Annotated in this window: 16 protein-coding genes; 4 read left to right on the forward strand and 12 right to left on the reverse strand. The window is 59.9% G+C overall.

Going from position 1 to position 16,829, the window contains the following annotated elements; genetic code table 11:
• Positions 1–78 precede the first annotated feature (78 nt).
• From RAZWK3B_RS15450 to folD, 3 genes are all read left to right on the forward strand, one after another.
• Entirely contained in the window at positions 79–678 is a 600-nt protein-coding gene (locus RAZWK3B_RS15450) for an MOSC domain-containing protein (RefSeq protein WP_007816769.1), read from the forward strand.
• A 222-nt stretch (positions 679–900) separates the two neighbouring features.
• Positions 901–2,577: a formate--tetrahydrofolate ligase gene (locus RAZWK3B_RS15455; protein WP_007816771.1), complete on the forward strand. Its 1,677-nt coding sequence runs from the start codon at positions 901–903 to the stop codon at positions 2,575–2,577.
• A gap of 78 nt (positions 2,578–2,655) precedes the next feature.
• The gene (folD, locus tag RAZWK3B_RS15460) at positions 2,656–3,558 is read left to right on the forward strand and encodes a bifunctional methylenetetrahydrofolate dehydrogenase/methenyltetrahydrofolate cyclohydrolase FolD (protein WP_007816773.1); all 903 of its coding nucleotides are present in this window, start codon (positions 2,656–2,658) and stop codon (positions 3,556–3,558) included.
• A 52-nt stretch (positions 3,559–3,610) separates the two neighbouring features.
• Here the strand turns inward: folD and RAZWK3B_RS15465 are convergent, their stop codons facing one another.
• The gene (locus RAZWK3B_RS15465; RefSeq protein WP_007816775.1) at positions 3,611–4,033 is read right to left on the reverse strand and encodes a PaaI family thioesterase; all 423 of its coding nucleotides are present in this window, start codon (positions 4,031–4,033) and stop codon (positions 3,611–3,613) included.
• 266 nt (positions 4,034–4,299) lie between these two features.
• On the opposite strand from RAZWK3B_RS15465, the gene RAZWK3B_RS15470 reads away from it, so the two are divergent.
• The gene (locus tag RAZWK3B_RS15470; protein WP_007816776.1) at positions 4,300–4,572 is read left to right on the forward strand and encodes a hypothetical protein; all 273 of its coding nucleotides are present in this window, start codon (positions 4,300–4,302) and stop codon (positions 4,570–4,572) included.
• 71 nt (positions 4,573–4,643) lie between these two features.
• Here the strand turns inward: RAZWK3B_RS15470 and pdeM are convergent, their stop codons facing one another.
• The 11 genes from pdeM to RAZWK3B_RS15525 all read right to left on the reverse strand — a co-directional run bounded on the left by pdeM (position 4,644) and on the right by RAZWK3B_RS15525 (position 16,814).
• A complete protein-coding gene (gene pdeM, locus RAZWK3B_RS15475) occupies positions 4,644–5,306 on the reverse strand; it encodes a ligase-associated DNA damage response endonuclease PdeM (RefSeq protein WP_007816777.1) in 663 nt (220 codons plus the stop codon).
• Positions 5,307–5,323: 17 nt separating this feature from the next.
• The gene (locus tag RAZWK3B_RS15480; RefSeq protein WP_007816778.1) at positions 5,324–7,753 is read right to left on the reverse strand and encodes a ligase-associated DNA damage response DEXH box helicase; all 2,430 of its coding nucleotides are present in this window, start codon (positions 7,751–7,753) and stop codon (positions 5,324–5,326) included.
• 39 nt (positions 7,754–7,792) lie between these two features.
• Positions 7,793–9,103, reverse strand: coding sequence for a DUF8689 domain-containing protein (locus tag RAZWK3B_RS15485; RefSeq protein WP_037296032.1), 1,311 nt, complete (start codon positions 9,101–9,103; stop codon positions 7,793–7,795).
• A gap of 133 nt (positions 9,104–9,236) precedes the next feature.
• Positions 9,237–9,737: an A24 family peptidase gene (locus RAZWK3B_RS15490; protein ID WP_007816780.1), complete on the reverse strand. Its 501-nt coding sequence runs from the start codon at positions 9,735–9,737 to the stop codon at positions 9,237–9,239.
• Between the two features lie 14 nt (positions 9,738–9,751).
• Positions 9,752–10,609, reverse strand: coding sequence for a tetratricopeptide repeat protein (locus RAZWK3B_RS15495; RefSeq protein ID WP_037296033.1), 858 nt, complete (start codon positions 10,607–10,609; stop codon positions 9,752–9,754).
• Positions 10,610–10,637: 28 nt separating this feature from the next.
• Entirely contained in the window at positions 10,638–11,192 is a 555-nt protein-coding gene (locus RAZWK3B_RS15500; protein ID WP_007816782.1) for a tetratricopeptide repeat protein, read from the reverse strand.
• A 12-nt stretch (positions 11,193–11,204) separates the two neighbouring features.
• Positions 11,205–12,191 (reverse strand): type II secretion system F family protein, encoded by a 987-nt coding sequence (locus tag RAZWK3B_RS15505; RefSeq protein ID WP_007816783.1) that lies wholly within the window; start codon positions 12,189–12,191, stop codon positions 11,205–11,207.
• Positions 12,192–12,204: 13 nt separating this feature from the next.
• The gene (locus RAZWK3B_RS15510) at positions 12,205–13,173 is read right to left on the reverse strand and encodes a type II secretion system F family protein (RefSeq protein ID WP_007816784.1); all 969 of its coding nucleotides are present in this window, start codon (positions 13,171–13,173) and stop codon (positions 12,205–12,207) included.
• 5 nt (positions 13,174–13,178) lie between these two features.
• Positions 13,179–14,630 (reverse strand): TadA family conjugal transfer-associated ATPase, encoded by a 1,452-nt coding sequence (locus tag RAZWK3B_RS15515; protein ID WP_007816786.1) that lies wholly within the window; start codon positions 14,628–14,630, stop codon positions 13,179–13,181.
• A gap of 18 nt (positions 14,631–14,648) precedes the next feature.
• The gene (locus RAZWK3B_RS15520) at positions 14,649–15,890 is read right to left on the reverse strand and encodes a CpaE/TadZ family protein (RefSeq protein WP_037296034.1); all 1,242 of its coding nucleotides are present in this window, start codon (positions 15,888–15,890) and stop codon (positions 14,649–14,651) included.
• Positions 15,891–16,157: 267 nt separating this feature from the next.
• Entirely contained in the window at positions 16,158–16,814 is a 657-nt protein-coding gene (locus tag RAZWK3B_RS15525; RefSeq protein WP_007816789.1) for an OmpA family protein, read from the reverse strand.
• Positions 16,815–16,829 lie beyond the last annotated feature (15 nt).

Genomic DNA, 16,829 nt, shown 5'->3' on the forward strand with positions numbered 1-16,829 from the left:
GGGGCGCATTTCGTCATTTGGCCGCGCCTTGCCCGTTCTGCAACGAACTTGGGTTGATGATGCAAGGAGACAGATGACATGCCGGCATTGATTCCCACCGACTTCACCGCGAAGATCATCTGGCTGGGGCGCGTGTCGGATCGCGACGCGACCCTGCGCGCCGAGTCGCTTGATGAGGTGATGGCGACTTTCTCCGGAGTTGAGGGTGAAGAGCACGCTGGTCTGACACGATCATCCTGCAGCCGGGTCACAAGCCAGTATCCAAGAGGCACGGAAATTCGCAACGTTCGTCAGTTTTCCATCCTTTCCGCCGAAGATCTTGATGCGATCGCCGCGCGGATGGGCGTAGAGGCCATCAACCCCGCGTGGGTCGGGGCGTCGATGGTGCTGCAAGGCATCCCGGACTTCACTCATGTGCCGCCATCCTCCCGGCTTCAGAGCTCCGCCGGCACGACGCTGGTGGTGGATATGGAAAATCGCCCCTGTCATCTGCCCGCCAAGGTCATAGACGAGGATTCGCCCGGCAAGGGCAAAGCCTTCAAAACCGCTGCCAAGGGCCGCCGGGGCGTGACGGCCTGGGTCGAACGTGAAGGCATTTTGAGGGTTGGTGACACGGTAACGCTGCATGTGCCGGATCAAAGGCCCTGGCCCCATATGAAAGCCATACATGGCGCTTGATCGCCTGACCCGGGCCTGTTCGCTGCGAGCTTGACCCTACCGCCTGTCCGCCGGTTGCCGCTGATTTCCTTCTGTCGCGCGCTGTTTCCGATCAGAAACGGCGGTGCGACAGCCCGCCGCAACAGCTACCGGATATGTCGGAATCGCGTGCTGTATACTGTCGCAGACGAGCTAAGAGCGACGGGAAAGCATCACCGCCTTTGGCCACCACGAGGAAAAACAATGAGCTACAAGTCCGACATCGAAATCGCCCGTGAAGCCAACAAGAAGCCGATTCAGGAAATCGGCGAGAAACTTGGCATCCCAAGCGATCACCTGCTGCCCTATGGCCATGACAAGGCCAAGGTCAGCCAGGACTTCATCAACTCGGTAAAGGGCAACAAGAACGGCAAGCTGGTTCTCGTGACGGCGATCAACCCGACGCCGGCCGGCGAAGGCAAGACCACGACCACGGTGGGTCTGGGAGACGGTCTGAACCGGATCGGCAAGAAAGCGGCGGTCTGTATTCGCGAGGCAAGCCTTGGCCCGTGCTTCGGCATGAAGGGCGGCGCGGCCGGCGGTGGCTATGCACAGGTGGTTCCAATGGAGGAAATGAACCTGCATTTCACTGGGGATTTCCACGCGATCACCACGGCTCACAACCTGCTGAGCGCGATGATCGACAATCACATCTACTGGGGCAACGAGCTGGGCATCGACGAGCGCCGGGTCGTCTGGCGCCGGGTTCTGGACATGAACGATCGCGCGCTGCGCGATATCGTCACCTCGCTTGGTGGGGTCGCCAACGGCTTCCCGCGCCAGACCGGGTTCGATATCACGGTGGCCTCGGAAGTCATGGCGATCCTGTGCCTTTCCACCGATCTGGAGGATCTGGAGCACCGTCTTGGCAACATCATTGTCGCCTATACGCGTGACAAGCAGCCCATCACCTGCCGTGACATTAAGGCCGACGGTGCGATGACCGTGCTGCTGAAGGATGCGATGCAGCCCAACCTCGTTCAGACGCTGGAAAACAACCCAGCCTTCGTTCATGGCGGTCCGTTCGCGAATATCGCGCATGGCTGCAACTCGGTCATGGCGACGACAACGGCGCTGAAACTGGCTGACTACGTCGTGACCGAAGCAGGCTTCGGGGCGGATCTGGGCGCCGAGAAATTCATGAACATCAAGTGCCGCAAGGCCGGGCTCGCGCCGTCCGTGGTGGTGGTCGTGGCAACAGTGCGCGCGATGAAGATGAACGGGGGTGTGGCCAAGGCCGATCTGGGCGCGGAGAATGTCGAGGCGGTCAAGAAGGGCTGCCCGAACCTTGGACGTCATATCGAGAACGTCAAATCCTTCGGCGTGCCGGTGGTTGTGGCGATCAACCATTTCGTGACTGATACCGATGCCGAAGTGCAGGCCGTGAAGGATTATGTGGCCGAGCAGGGCTCAGAGGCGATCCTGTGCCAACACTGGGCCAAAGGGTCGGAAGGCACCGAGGAACTGGCGACCCGCGTGGCTACCATCGCCGAGGCGGATCAGGCCAATTTCGCTCCGCTTTATCCCGACGACATGCCGCTGCTGCAGAAGGTTGAGACGATTGCCAAGCGGATTTATCGCGCCGATGAGGTGCTGGCCGATCAGAAGATCCGCAATCAGCTCAAGGAATGGGAAGATGCAGGCTATGGCAATCTGCCTGTCTGCATGGCCAAGACACAATACAGCTTCACCACTGACCCCGGACGCCGTGGCGCCCCCACCGGCCATTCGGTGCCGGTCCGCGAAGTCCGCCTGAGCGCGGGTGCCGGTTTCGTCGTCGTGATCTGCGGCGAGATCATGACCATGCCGGGTCTGCCAAGCAAACCTGCGGCCGAGGCGATCAAGTTGAACGCTGACGGCGATATCGAAGGCCTGTTCTAAGGTCTGCCTCTTGACCATATGCGCCCCGTATCCTGTATGCGGGGCGCAACTTTACCCATTTTCGGAAAGGGAAAACCGATGACGGCACAGATCATCGACGGCAAGGCCTTCGCGGCCAAGGTGCGTGAGAAAGTGGCCGGCCATGTCGCGCGGTTGAAGGAAGAACATGCGATCACCCCCGGCCTCGCCGTGGTTCTGGTCGGTGAGGATCCGGCCAGCCAGGTCTATGTGCGCTCGAAAGGCAAGCAGACCGTCGAGGTGGGGATGAATTCCTACGAGCACAAGCTGGATGCTGACACTTCGGAAAAAGACCTTCTGGAGCTGATTGACAAGCTGAACAATGCGCCCGAAGTGCATGGTATTCTCGTGCAATTGCCGCTGCCCGGGCACCTGAACGAGGATCTGGTGATCAATTCCATTGACCCGGCCAAGGATGTGGACGGGTTCCACATCTCGAATGTCGGGCTGTTGGGAACCGGACAGAAATCCATGGTGCCCTGCACCCCGCTTGGCTGTCTGATGATGCTGCGCGACTATCACGGTAGTCTGTCGGGGATGGATGCGGTGGTGATCGGGCGCTCGAACATCGTGGGCAAACCGATGGCCCAGCTTTTACTGGGGGACAGCTGCACGGTGACCATCGCGCATAGCCGCACCAAGGACATTCAGGATGTGACCCGTCGCGCCGATATCGTCGTGGCAGCTGTTGGGCGCCCGGAAATGGTGACAGGCGACTGGATCAAGCCCGGCGCCACCGTGATCGACGTGGGCATCAACCGGATCGACGCCCCGGACAAGGGCGAGGGCCAGACGCGCCTTGTGGGCGATTGCCATTTCGACAGCTGCGCCGAGGTTGCGGGTGCCATCACGCCTGTGCCGGGCGGGGTGGGGCCGATGACGATTGCGTGCCTGCTGGCCAATACGGTTACCGCCTGCTGTCGCGCCAATGGGTTGTCAGAACCCGAGGGATTGACGGCCTGACACCCTGCGATATGGAATGCGACGCACCCTGAAACCCCTGTCTAGGGGCATATCATTTGGGCGCTACGGGCATCATGGTCCCGGTCATCAGGGCGATATGGGTCTCCTTGCCATCGGTGAGGGCAAAGACATCTGCCTGCACGATGACCAGCCTGCGCCCCGGCTTGATCACCTTGCCCCGCGCGACCAGCTGATCGCCTTGACCGGGGGCAAGCAGGTTCACCTTCATCTCGGTGGTCAGCACTTCGTACCCCTCGGGCAGGACTGACAAGGCCGCATATCCTGCGGCACTGTCTCCGATCGCGAATGTCAGCCCGGCATGGGCGAATCCGTGCTGCTGGAGACTGCCGGGCAGGATTGGCGCTTCGATCTCCACCGCGCCTTCCTCGACCCGAGACAGCGTCGCCCCGAAGGTTGCCATAAGGGATTGAGCGGCGAAGCTTTGGCGAATTCGGTCTTCGGTCACTGGCGCCATTGTGTCTGTTCCCTTGTTCTTCACGGTTATTTGCTCACACTCCGAAATGCGATGCTAGTCGCTTGAAGAGTTGGCAGATCGTGAAATGGCGTTTTACCGAGCAGCAAAGGTTACATTTGGGCAAAGTATGAAGCTGTCTGACAAGGTTACGTCGGCGTTTTCAGAGACGTTCCTGCATTGCTCCGCTCAACGGTTTTGTCTGAGTCACATGCATCGTTGTCACGCTGGCATTTCTGTTTGGCTATTCGGCTCATGCGACCACCCACGTGGTGATCGGTGCTGGCCGACCTGTCCTGTTCGATGGCTTTGCCGCACTGCTCATGGCTTTGGCTTTTGGGCCGACCGTGTTTGGGCTGCGCGCGGTTTTCCGACCCGAGGCGATCGGGGTCAATGTCCATCTGACCCGGGTGACCTTCAACGTGTTTTGCATGGCCGAGCAGGGCAGTTACCTGCTTGTTGACGATATGGGCGGCGGGCCATCGGGCAGCGAACCGAATTGCTCAGACGCCTGTCAGCCGCAAATATCGGACGGCTCTTGAAGAGGCGGGTGTCATCTAGCGTGACCCGGCGGTGCACCTCAAACTGGTCAGCAGGTCATGATTCCGAGATGTCAGCGCGGCATCGGCACGGGATGCGGAATAGGCCCCGTCATGACAGCAAGGGCCTCGGCGCGCATCAGCCCGGCGAAGGCCGCATTATCACTGTGAAGCCCGCCGGTATAGGTGCCGTAAGCTGGCATAACGACCTTGTCCCCATCGATCAGAAAAGCCGGGCGCGTGATCGCGCGGCCCCGCGCCCGGATCGTGGCCTTGGGGTGGTAATGTCCTGACACTTCCCCGCTGTGGCTGGGTTGCGCGATATGGCGGAACACCAGAGGCGGCAGGGGCAGTTCGGCCAGATGCGCGCCGCCAAGTTCGACCGGGCCAGGATCGTGATTGCCCTCGATCCAGACCCAACGACGCCCCGCTTGCAGCGCGATGATCCACAGTTTGTCGTCTTCCGACAGCCCGCGTGCGGCGGCATCGTCGTCGAAACTGTCGCCAAGGCAAATGACTGTCGTGGCTCCGGTCTTGTTGAGATCGGCCTCGAGCCGGGTCAGGGTGTCGCGCGTTTCGTAGGGCGGCAAAGGCGCTTCGCCGCGTCGGGCGCGGCGCTCGGATTTACCCAAGTGAAGGTCCGACACACAGATCAATGCCTTGGATGGCCAGTAAAGTGCGCCTGATCCCAGGGCCACAAGGCGTTGTCCGGCAAGAGTGAAGTCATATCCGTTCATGGAACGTTCTTCGCGTGTCATGCGCCTGATTGCAAGCCTTCGCGGTCAAGGCCTGCGAGCTGCATGAGTTTTGCTGTTTCTTCGGCCAGCAGCCGTTCCTGTGCCGCTCCCTCGACCGGAGTGCGCCCGGCCTCGAGGAAAAGGGGGGCTGCGAAGGGTGTGACGCGGGCTAGGCGCAAGAGGTCGATCCGACCGCCGATGCGGCTCAGCATCTGTTCGATGCGACCGAAATCTATCAGTCCGCGCATCGCCTCCTGGCGGGTGATGTCCAGCAGAAGGTGGCCGGGATCGTATTTGATCAGCGTGTCATAGAGAATGTCCGAGGAAAACGTGGCCTGGCGCCCGGTCTTGCGGGCCTGAGGGGTATTTCGCTGAATGAGGCCCGCAATCGTGGCTGAGGCCCGAAAGGTCCGTTTCATGAGCGCATTGCCGGCAAGCCATTGTTCAAGCCCGTCGCGCAGGGCGTCGGGGGCGAAGATCGGCGCGGGGTCGGTCATGGGCTCAAGCCCCCAGATCAGCGTGGCATAGTCCGTCGACACAAAGCCAAGCGGGGCAAGTCCCATCTCTTCCATCCGCTTGGTGACCAGAAGCCCCAGTGTCTGTTGAGCGTTGCGCCCTGCGAAACCATAGATGCAGACATGCTCGCGCCCGTCATGCGGAAAGCTTTCGATCAACAGACGGCCCTTTTCCGGCAGGCGAGACAGGTCGCGCTGCAGATGCAGCCAGTCTCTTGCATGAGTGGGCAGCTCTGGCCAGTCGTCCTGCGCGAGCATCGACAGGATGCGATCGCTCAGTTGGGTGGAGGTGGCGAATTTGGTGCCCATGAAGGTTGCGATCTTGGGGGTCCGGCCTTTGTCACGGCTGACTTCGACGACCATTTCGCGCAAGGATTCGAACCGCACGATCTGTCCGCCGATCAGGAACGTGTCGCCGGGCGTCAATGATGCGGCAAAGCCTTCTTCGATTTCGCCCAATGGTTTGCCGCCACGCGTGCGGCGCATCCGGACCTTCAGCGTATCGGTGTCCTGGATCGTTCCGATATTCATCCGGATCAGCCGCGCACTGCGCGGGTCGCGCAAGTGCCACCGCCCATCCGGCATCTGCTTGAGCCGCTGCCACTGGTCATAGGCGCGCAGGGCATAGCCGCCGGTGGCGCAAAACTCGAGACAGGCATCGAAATCCGCGCGGCTCAGATCGGCATAGGCCCCGGCGCTTGTGACCTCGGCATAAAGCGCGGCGGCCTCGAACGGTCCGGCGCAGGCGGTGATCAGAATGTGCTGGCACAAAACATCGCGCGGTCCGGGGCCACGTGGTTCGCCATCCAGATCGTGATCGCGCACGGCTTGCAGGGCGGCACGGCATTCCACGATTTCGAAGCGGTTTGCCGGCACCAGAAGCGCCTTTGAGGGCGCACTGTAGCGGTGGTTGGCCCGCCCGATCCGCTGTACCAGCCGCTTGACGTTCTTGGGTGCGCCGATCTGGATCACCAGATCCACATCGCCCCAATCGATCCCCAAATCCAGACTGCCGGTGCAGACGATCGCCCTCAACTCGCCGCGCTGCATGGCGCCCTCGACCCGTTCGCGCTGTTGGCGATCAAGCGACCCGTGGTGAATGCCGATCGGCAGCGCGTCCTCGTTGGCCAGCCAGAGGTTGTGAAAGAACAGCTCGGCCTGCGCGCGGGTGTTGTGGAAAATCAGCGTGGTGGTGTGCGCCTTGACCTGCTCCAGAACCGCGGGGATCGCATAGGCGGCCCCGCCACCGGCCCAAGGCGGCGCCTGATCTGTTTCGAGCATCGAGATGTCAGGTGCCGGGCCGGGATCCGCCTCGAGGATCGCGCAGGGATCGGGGTTGCGTGCCAGCAGCCGCGCGATGGCGCCGGGGTCTTCCACGGTCGCCGACAACCCCACCCGGCGCAGATCGGGGCAGAGCGTCTGCAGCCGTGCCAGTGCCAGCATCAACTGGTCACCGCGTTTTGACTCGGCCAAGGCATGGATTTCGTCGACCACCACCCGACGCAGCCCCTTGAAGATGCGCGGCGCGTCCTCATACGAGGTCAGCAGCGCCAGACTCTCGGGGGTTGTCAGAAGAATATGCGGGGGATCGGCGCGTTGGCGGCGCTTGCGGCTTGCGGGTGTGTCGCCGGTGCGGTCCTCGACCCTGATAGGCAGGTCCATTTCGGTGATTGGCGTGGTCAGGTTGCGCCGGATATCGGCAGCCAACGCCTTGAGCGGCGAGATATAGAGCGTATGCAGCCCGTCATGCCCGCCTTGTGCAAGATCGACCAGCGTCGGCAGAAACCCCGCCAGCGTCTTGCCCCCGCCGGTCGGTGCGATGAGCAATGTGGCAGGGTCGTTCGCACGCTCGAGCATGGCGCGCTGGTGCGGGTGGATCGACCACCCGCGCAAGGCAAACCATCGGTTGAAGACATCGGGCACGGAGCGCATGCCCCAGAGGTAGGGGAAAGGCTACGCCCCGGCCAGAGATTACTTCACGATCTTTTCATCCTTCACGAACATATTGGCCCAGGCCCTGTCGATCAGTTCAGGGCTCATCTGATAGGGGATGCCCTCGAACTCGCAGATCGAGATCATCTGATCGATCAGGAAGACCGGCTGGTAATTCGCATAGACGTTGTCGATGGTGGGATATTTCGTCTTCAGCAGATGTACCAAAGCGGCTTCATCCAGCGGCATCTGGCGTTTCTTGGCCACCATGGCAAAGATCTTGAGGAAATTCTCCTGATTGGGGCCGTCGATCTTGATCTTGAAGAAGATCCGGCGCAGGGCGGCCTGGTCGAAGATCTCGTTGGGATGGAAGTTGGTCGAGAAGATGACCAGCGTGTCGAAAGGCACCTCGAATTTTTCGCCTGACTGCAGGGCGAGGATGTCCTTGGATTCCTCGAGCGGAACGATCCAGCGGTTGACGAGGGCCTGCGGCGGCTCGGTCTGTCGGCCAAGGTCGTCGACGATGAAGATGCCGCCGGTCGATTTCAATTGCAACGGGGCCTGATAGGTTCGCGCCGTCGGATTGTAGACCAGATCCAGCATGTTCAAACTCAACTCGCCGCCGGTAATGACGGTCGGTCGCTCGCATCTCACATATCGCGTATCGAAGGTCCGCTTGCGGCGCAGACTGCTGGGATCATCGGTTTCGCTTTCGGCCTTGGAATGCACGATCGGGTCATAGACGGTGATGACCTGACCGGAATATTCAATGGCGCGCGGCACATAGATCCTGTCGCCCATGGCATCGCGTATGCCGTTTGAAATACTCGATTTCCCGTTCCCCGGAGGACCATACATCAGGATTGATCGGCCGGCGGATACCGCAGGGCCCAGATGATCCAGCAGGCTGTCAGGCAAGACCAGATGCCCCATCGCATTGGTCAATTCCTGCCGTGTGATCTGAATGTTGCGGATGGATTGGCGGGCAACCTGAGCGCGGTAAACCTCGAGCGGGACCGGCATGGCGCCGTAATATTCGGATTGCGAGAGCGCATCGAGCGCCCGGGATTTGCCTGAGTCCGTCAGCTGATATCCCATTTCGCTGCCGGAATTGGCGTTGAGCGTTCCGGTCGCCTCGACCAGCTTCTGTTCGCGCGCGACGTCGATCAATTCCTGTGTCACGGTGCGGGGCAGGCAGATCGCCTCGGCCAGTTCGCTGGCGGTATCGATATTCTTGCGGAACATGGTCTTAATCAGGATATCGCGCATCATCACGAGGGGCAGTTTCATTTCCTGAAGTCCGCTCGGTGGCGGCGGTGGCTGGACACCTTGGGTGGTTTGCATGTTCATACGGATTTGCCCGACTACAGGAGTTGCATGTCATCAGTCCCTCTGCGTATCAGAAGGCCCGCGCCGCAAAGGTGCCAGAGAAATATGAGCAGATTAAGGAGAGTGTCGGGCAGGCACGGGGCATCGGGATGCCCTACTGCCCCAACGCGATCCCCATCCCGAGATAGATCACCAATGAGCTGCCAAGCGCGAAACCCATGGGAAACTTGCCTTCCCTTGACCAACTGATCCAGTCGGGCGCCAGTTGCCGCAAGGTGCTTTTCATGACCAAACGGTGCGTGACGAAACAGGCCAGAAGGTTGGCCGAGAAGATCACGAACAAGGGCACGACATCGCCCGGATCGATGAAAGGTGCAGCCGCAGCGAGGAACTTGGAATCGCCCGCCCCCATTATGCCGGCTGCATTGAGCAGTATCCCGATCAGCAGCACGATCACCAGATTGACCAGCCGCCATGGGTAATCCTGCAAGGGCAATACGAACAGACCGACCACAAGAAACACGCATGTCAACGCGATGACGGAAGCATTCGGAATGCGCATGCTGCTCAGGTCCGTCCAGATCACCCAAACGCAAATCGGCAGGACAAAAGGCAGAAACCAGGCGGCCTGCATCGCGGTGATCTGGAGCGGCATCGGCAGGTCCCGAACTAGTTTGTCACGTTACCTTCAAGCGCACGCAGACTGCGGACAGCGGCTTCGAAATGTTGAGGGTGGGTGTCTACCGCATCTCGCAGCAGGCCCTTGCCGATTTCCGTATCGCCCTGTTTCACCGCCGACAGGCCCAACGTGTACAGAAGCTGCGCACGTTCTTCCTGCGTCGTCGGAATGACCGGAAGCGCGTATTTCTTTTGCGCCCCGCGTGCCAGCACAAGGTTGTTCTTGGCGGTGAAAAGCGAGCTGTCCTGTCGGATGGCATCGGAGAACAGGCGCTCGGCTGCGGCGAAGTCGCCGCGGGTCAACTTGGAATAGCCCCAGTTGTTCATGACCCCTGCCGGCCGCGTCGTCAGCCCGATTGCCGTTTCATAGAAACTGTCGGCCTTGCTCCATTCCTGCTGGCTGTCGGCGATCATGGCTTCCAGCCGGTAGCGTTTGAAGGTCTCGAAGGTCGGAGGGATCCCGTCCAGAACGGCATCCGCGCGGTCCCAGTCGTTGTTGCGGATCAGGGCGTCCGCAAAATCGACGCGGTCATCATTGCTCGCCTCCGCGTGTTCAACCACTTTTTTCCACGCCGACACCGCCTCGGTGCTGCGCTGCGCCCGGACCAATGATTGTGCAAGGCCACGCTGCAGGTCGATGCGGTCGGGTTTTTCTGCCGTTGCCCGCTGGAAATATGACACCGCCTCATTCGGGTCCGCCACGTTCAGCATCACGTCATTGAGGTTGCTTTCGTCAATGACGTTCACGCCTTGAAAGGCGCGATCTACGTCCTGATCCTGCGGGTCTTCGCAGCCCGCCAGCATTACGGTGCTTGCCAGGCACAGTGAAAGAATAATCGGGTGGCGCATTTTTCTGCGTCCTTTTACTGCCTTCGCCTCATCCCGGTATGCGGCGGATCAGGTAATCTCCTGTACCGCGCCGAACCAGTTTATAATCTTGTTCTTGTGCTTCATCATAATAGGAATTTTCGGATTTTGCGAGTGCTAAGCGCAAATTGTCCCGAATTGAGTCCGTAGCGCCATTGTCCAGCGCAAAGGCCCGCCGGAAGACCTGCGCCGCTTCACTGGTTTCGCCTTTTTCCATGAGGACGACGCCGAGATTGTTCCATATCTCCGGTGATGTTTCGTCCTTCTCGAGCGCGTCTCTCAGCAGACGTTCCGCGGTGCCAAGACGGCCAAGCCCCAGATTGGCACTACCGAGACCAGACAACACATCCGCTGTCATGCCATGCTCCAGAGCGGCACGCGAATAGGCGTCGATCGCCAGTTCATACTCTCCCGCGTCCATCAGCCTGTGGCCGACGATCATGCCATCCACAGCGTCTCCGGTCGACGCCAAGCCCGGCGCAAATGGATTGCCGTCAGTGGATGCATCGTCGCTGCACGCAGCCAAGGTCATAACGAATGTCAGAACGGCCCCCGCCCGGATCATGCAGCCTCGCCTTTATTGGCCGGCCATCGTGAAAAGCTCCAAGATGCCGATGACCGATGGACCGACCAGAATGATAAGCAATGGCGGCACTGTAAGCATCATCGTTGCCAATGTCATCTTTGTCGGAAGCTTGTTGGCTTTTTCTTCCGCGCGCATGACGCGTTTATCACGCATTTCGCCGGCATAGACCCGCAGTGCATCCGCGATGGATGTGCCGAATGTCTGCGACTGGACAAGCACGGTGACGAAGCTCGAAATATCCTGCACGCCGCATCGCTCGGCCATTTCGTTCAGCACCGAGGGCTTGTCCCGGCCTGCTTTGATCTGGTTGGCGACGATCTGGTATTCTTCGGCCAGTGCAGGGTACGACGCGGCGATTTCGTTGGACACCCTGACGATCGATTGATCGAGAGACTGGCCCGCCTCGACGCATGTCAGCATCATGTCCAGACTGTCCGGGAACCCGTTGGTGATGTCTTCCTGGCGCTGTTGCTGACGCTTGGTCACCCAGTATTTGGGCAGCATGTATCCTATGGCACCCGGGCCGAGAATATACAGGATGGTCTGCTGCGCCGAGGTTTCACCGCCGGATTTGAAGATCAGGAAATAAAGAACGCCAAGCGTCAGGAAACCAAGCGCCAGGGTCAGTTGCGCGAAGTGGTAATAGCGCACCGCATCCCGGGTGCGGTAGCCGGCCTGCAACAGGGTTAGCCGTACCTGAGACAGGGCTTTTGCATCCTGAGGTTCGAGAAAGCTGGCATATTTGTCCAGTTTTTCGTTCTTGCGGTTGGTCCGAAGCCTGGTGGTGTCCAGACCCGGCGCGCCTGCGCGCTCGCGTTGATCCCTCTTGAGCTTTTCCAGTGGGTCCTTGGAATCCTTGATGAGGATCGGGATCACCAGCAAAACGAGAACGATGCCAAGCGTGCCAACGGCGATCACCGGTCCGAAAGGACCCAAGGCGCCGATGAGCATGTCTTGTATCTGGGTGAAAAACTGCATCGCTTGATCCTTTTCAGACCTTGATGTTCACGAGTGCGCGCATGACGAACAGGTTGGCGACGAGAAACGTGCCAACGATCAGACAGGCAGGGATGAAGTACGGGTGGAGCATGGCCTTGTCGTAGTAGTTCGGGTCGATGATCTGAATCCCGATCAGGGCGAGCACCGGAAAACCCGACAAGAACTTGCCGGACCACTTGGCTTCGGCGGTGATTGCTTTGACCCGCCGGAACAGTCGGAAACGGGCCCGGATCACCTTGGCCAGCCCGTCGAGGATCTCGGCGAGGTTGCCGCCGGATTGCTGCTGGATCGTGACGGCGACGGCCAGAAAGCGCAGATCCTGCATGTCCAGCCGCTCGGCCATATCCTTGAGAGCTTCGCCGATGTCGCGGCCATACGCGGCCTCGTCCGCTATTATCCCGAACTCGGTGGCAAGCGGGTCGGCCATTTCGCTGGCCACGATCGAGATCGCCGAGGTGAAGGGATGCCCCACCCGCAAGCTGCGCACCATCAGTTCGATCGCGTCCGGCAACTGCTCTTCGAGCATCGCCATCCGCTTGTTCGCCTTGATCGTGATCCAGGTAAAAACACCGCCGACACCCATGGCGATGGACACAACCGCCCTGACAGGAACGCTGGTGGCGGTGCCGATCGTCAGACCAAGAAAGGCCAGCACCGAAACCCCGGCCATCAGCATGATCAGTTGCTGCGGTGTAAAGGCGATGGCCGCCTTTTGGGCCTTTTCCGATAGGATTGCATAGATCGGGATGTTGCGTGCCTTGAGATGCTGCTGCATCTCCTTGCGCAATTTCTCCATCACCTGTTCGCGGTTGCCGGTCTTGTCCAGCATTTCGAGCCGGCGATTCACCCGATTGTTGAGGCTGATCGACCGGCCGAACACCGTCAGGTAAATGCCTTCAACGAGGACAAGAACCCCTATGAAAATCAGACCGTAAATAATCGGTTCTGCGCTCAATGTCATGCGAGTTACTCCGCTGCGATGGGTTCATAGATGCTGGACGGCAAATCGTATCCCCACAGACGGAAGCGTTCGGTGAAGTTCGAGCGCACACCCGTGCCGGTGAAGTGACCGATAATCTTGTTTTCCGGTGTGAGGCCAACGCGCTGGTAGCGGAAGATCTCCTGCATCGAGATCACCTCGCCTTCCATGCCGGTGACTTCGGTGATCGAGGTCATCCGCCGCGAGCCATCCTGAAGGCGCGATGCCTGTACGATGAGATGCACCGCCGAAGCGATCTGTGAGCGCACCGCCTTGAGAGGCATCTCGATCCCGGCCATGGCGACCATGTTTTCCAGTCGACTGATGGCGTCGCGCGCGTTGTTCGCGTGAATCGTCGTCATCGACCCGTCATGGCCGGTGTTCATGGCCTGAAGCATGTCGATCACTTCCTCGCCGCGGGTTTCACCGACGATGATACGATCCGGTCGCATACGCAGCGCGTTCTTGAGGCAATCACGGGCGCTGACTTCGCCCTTGCCTTCGACGTTCGGCGGGCGACTTTCCATTCGGCCCACATGGGTCTGCTGCAATTGCAGTTCCGCAGTATCCTCGATCGTGAGGATACGTTCGGAATTGTCGATGAACGAGGACAAGGCATTGAGTGTCGTGGTCTTGCCCGAGCCGGTCCCGCCTGACACGATGATGTTCAGGCGCGTGGCGACAGCGGCTTGCAGATAGGCTGCCATCTCTTCGGAAAAGGCGCCAAAGCTGACAAGGTCGTCGATCCCCAGCTTGTCCTTCTTGAACTTCCGGATCGACACGAGGCTGCCATCCACCGCGACAGGCGGAACCATCGCGTTGAAGCGCGAGCCATCCGCAAGGCGGGCGTCCACATAAGGGTTGGATTCGTCCACGCGGCGACCGACGGCCGAAACGATCTTGTCGATGATCCGCAGCAGATGCTTTTCGTCTTTGAACGTGACATCGCTCATTTCAAGCTTGCCCTCGCGTTCCACGAAAATCTGATGCGGACCGTTGACCAGGATATCGTTGATCGTGTCGTCCTTGAGCAGGGTTTCGAGCGGACCAAGGCCGCGCACCTCGTCATAGAGTTCCTGCGTCAGGGTCGCGCGATCTTCGCGGTTCAGCACGATGCTGCGTTCTTCCAGAACCTCAGCCGCGATCGAGCTGATCTCGGCGCGCAGATCCGTCTCGGTCGCTGTGTCGAGCGCGGAAAGATTGAGATTGTCCAGAAGTGCGCGGTGCAGGTCGAGCTTGATTTCGCCCAGACGTTCCTTGCGCTTGCGTTCCTTGTCGGCGGGTTGTGGCAATGCGGCCGATTGCGGTGTCGGGCGGCGCAACACGGCCTTTGCCGGATCCTCGACGGGTGCCGTTCTCGGAAGCGGGGCCTTGGCCTCGACCGGTGCGACTGCGGGCTTTGCCTGATTGGAGGAAGCCTTCTTGTATCTTGAAAACATGGTCGGGTTCCTTCGTGCTTATGCAGCCTCTGCTTCGCGCTTGCTCAATTGGTGCAGCGAGCCGGCCAATTTCGCGATTTCCTTGCGAAGCGGGTTCTTGCCTGCTGAAAGCGCAAGCGGTTGTCCGTGATCTCCGGCCTGAGTGACTGGCCTTCCGCCATCCGGCAACAGGACTTCAATCGAGATTTCAAGGCTTTCGCACAGGCGTTTGACCCGGCTCTTGCCTTGCAGATCGGTGAATTTCGGCGCCCTGTTCAGACAGAACCGCAGTCGCTCGATCGGCAGCTCCTCGGCTCTCAACGCGCGTTTCAGCCGGATGGCGTTCTGCGCCGACCGCATGTCGAGTTCGAGCGTGGTAAAATAGATCTGCGCATTGGTCAGCACGGTCTCTGTCCATTGGACAAGTGTCGAGGGCATGTCCACGACCACGTAATCGAAGCGGCGGCGGGCCTGATCGAGGATGCGCTGCACATCGTCCGGCGTCAGCATGTCGAGCGGCAGGATGTCTGGCGGGGCGGTGAGGACCGACAGCTTTTCCTCGAACTGAGTCAGGGCCTGTCGGAACACATCGTCATCCACCGCCTCTGTGTCGGACCACATCTCGAACACCGTTTCGCGGCGCGGCAAATCGAGATAGGTCGCCACGGTTCCGCTCTGCAGACCGAAATCCAGAATGCAAACGCGAGGTGGATCTTTCTTGTCGACAGTGGCCAGCTCCCAGGCAAGGTTGACCGCAAGCGTCGTCGCACCGGTTCCACCGGCGAGGCCCTGAACGGCAAGCAGTACGCCGTCGGCAGGCGCTTCAAATCCGGGCGCATGTCGTCCGGCAACGGCTGCGGCCGGGCGCTCGGCCATTCGCTTGAGCCGATCGATTGCGGCTTCGAGTTCACCTTCCGGGAGAGGGTAGGGGACGAATTCATCGGCCCCCTTGCGCAGCAACTGATGCAGCGCCGCCGGGCTTACATCTTCGGCGATCAGGATGACCTTGATGCCCTTAGCATTCGCCAGTGCGATGATTTCGCCCAACATGACGAGATCATCCTCATCGGCCTCGTCGATCGCGATGGCAACAAATTCAAGCGCTTTGGCTTCGGGCTGGTTGAAAAAGGCCAGTGCCTCCGAAAATCCGAGATCGCCCCAGTTTTCGCCAAGCGCTGTCTCCATATCTTCGATCAGAAGATCGAAGTTCTGCACATCACGACTGATGGTGCAGGCCCGGATCGGGCTGGATTCTGGCATGTGCGTAGAACTACTCGTCATTTGTCGATCCCATCTTTCAAGTCGCCTCGCGGGCTGCCCCGGGTTTGCCAGGGGTCTGTTATGTGTATTTTCCGGCATCAGCGGTCGATCCCGAACCACGGGAGATACACCTGCCACTGGGAGACAATCATTGAAAATCTAGGCAACATTTGGGCCAAAAAACCGTAATTATGCGATTTGAGATGGCTAAAATAAAACCCGCCAAAAGGGCGGGTTTCAGGTGGTCCGGCAGTTACCGGACAGGGAGATTCACTCAGACCAAGCGGATCATTCGCCGACGATCTGTTCGTCGCCTGCCACCATGGACAGGTCTGTCGGGGGTTTGGCGCTGGCCACGTAGTCACGGTAGATGACAGATGCATAGCGGCCTTCGATGATGTCGGGGTGCGAGGCGACGAAGCCCGTGACTTCGGTCACCGTCCGACGGTTCCGGGGTTCTCGTCCTTCGGTCACGACAACAGGCTGTGTTTCGCCATATGACACCACCGCTTCGAGGCGCGACCGGCTGATGCCGTGGCTGGTGAGATAATTGACCACGGCATTGGCGCGGCGTTGCCCGAGATGCCGGTTGTAGCTTTCCGATCCGACCTTGTCGGTGTGACCATAAACGCGGAACCGGACCTCGGGGAATTGCTTGATCCAGCTTGCCTGCGCATTCAGCGTATTGCGCGCGGCAGCATCTAGATGCGCCGAGTCAAAGGCGAAATTGACGGTGCTGGGCACTTCGCTGGCAAAGCGGTTTGCCAAGTCCGACACGTATCCTTTTTCGCCCGTCATGACGAGAACGTTGTTCATGTTGGCATTGCCGAACGACCCGCTGTCCACGACCGATCCTGCCTCGGAAAAGAAGGAATTCCGATAGTCGCCTTGCCCGGTGCAGGCCGCCAGCGCGACGAGACTTGCAGTTGCGAGAAGATGTTTCATGGGCCCTTACCTTTC

This window comes from Roseobacter sp. AzwK-3b (assembly GCF_000170875.1).
GTDB classification, from domain to species: Bacteria; Pseudomonadota; Alphaproteobacteria; order Rhodobacterales; family Rhodobacteraceae; genus Roseovarius; species Roseovarius litoreus.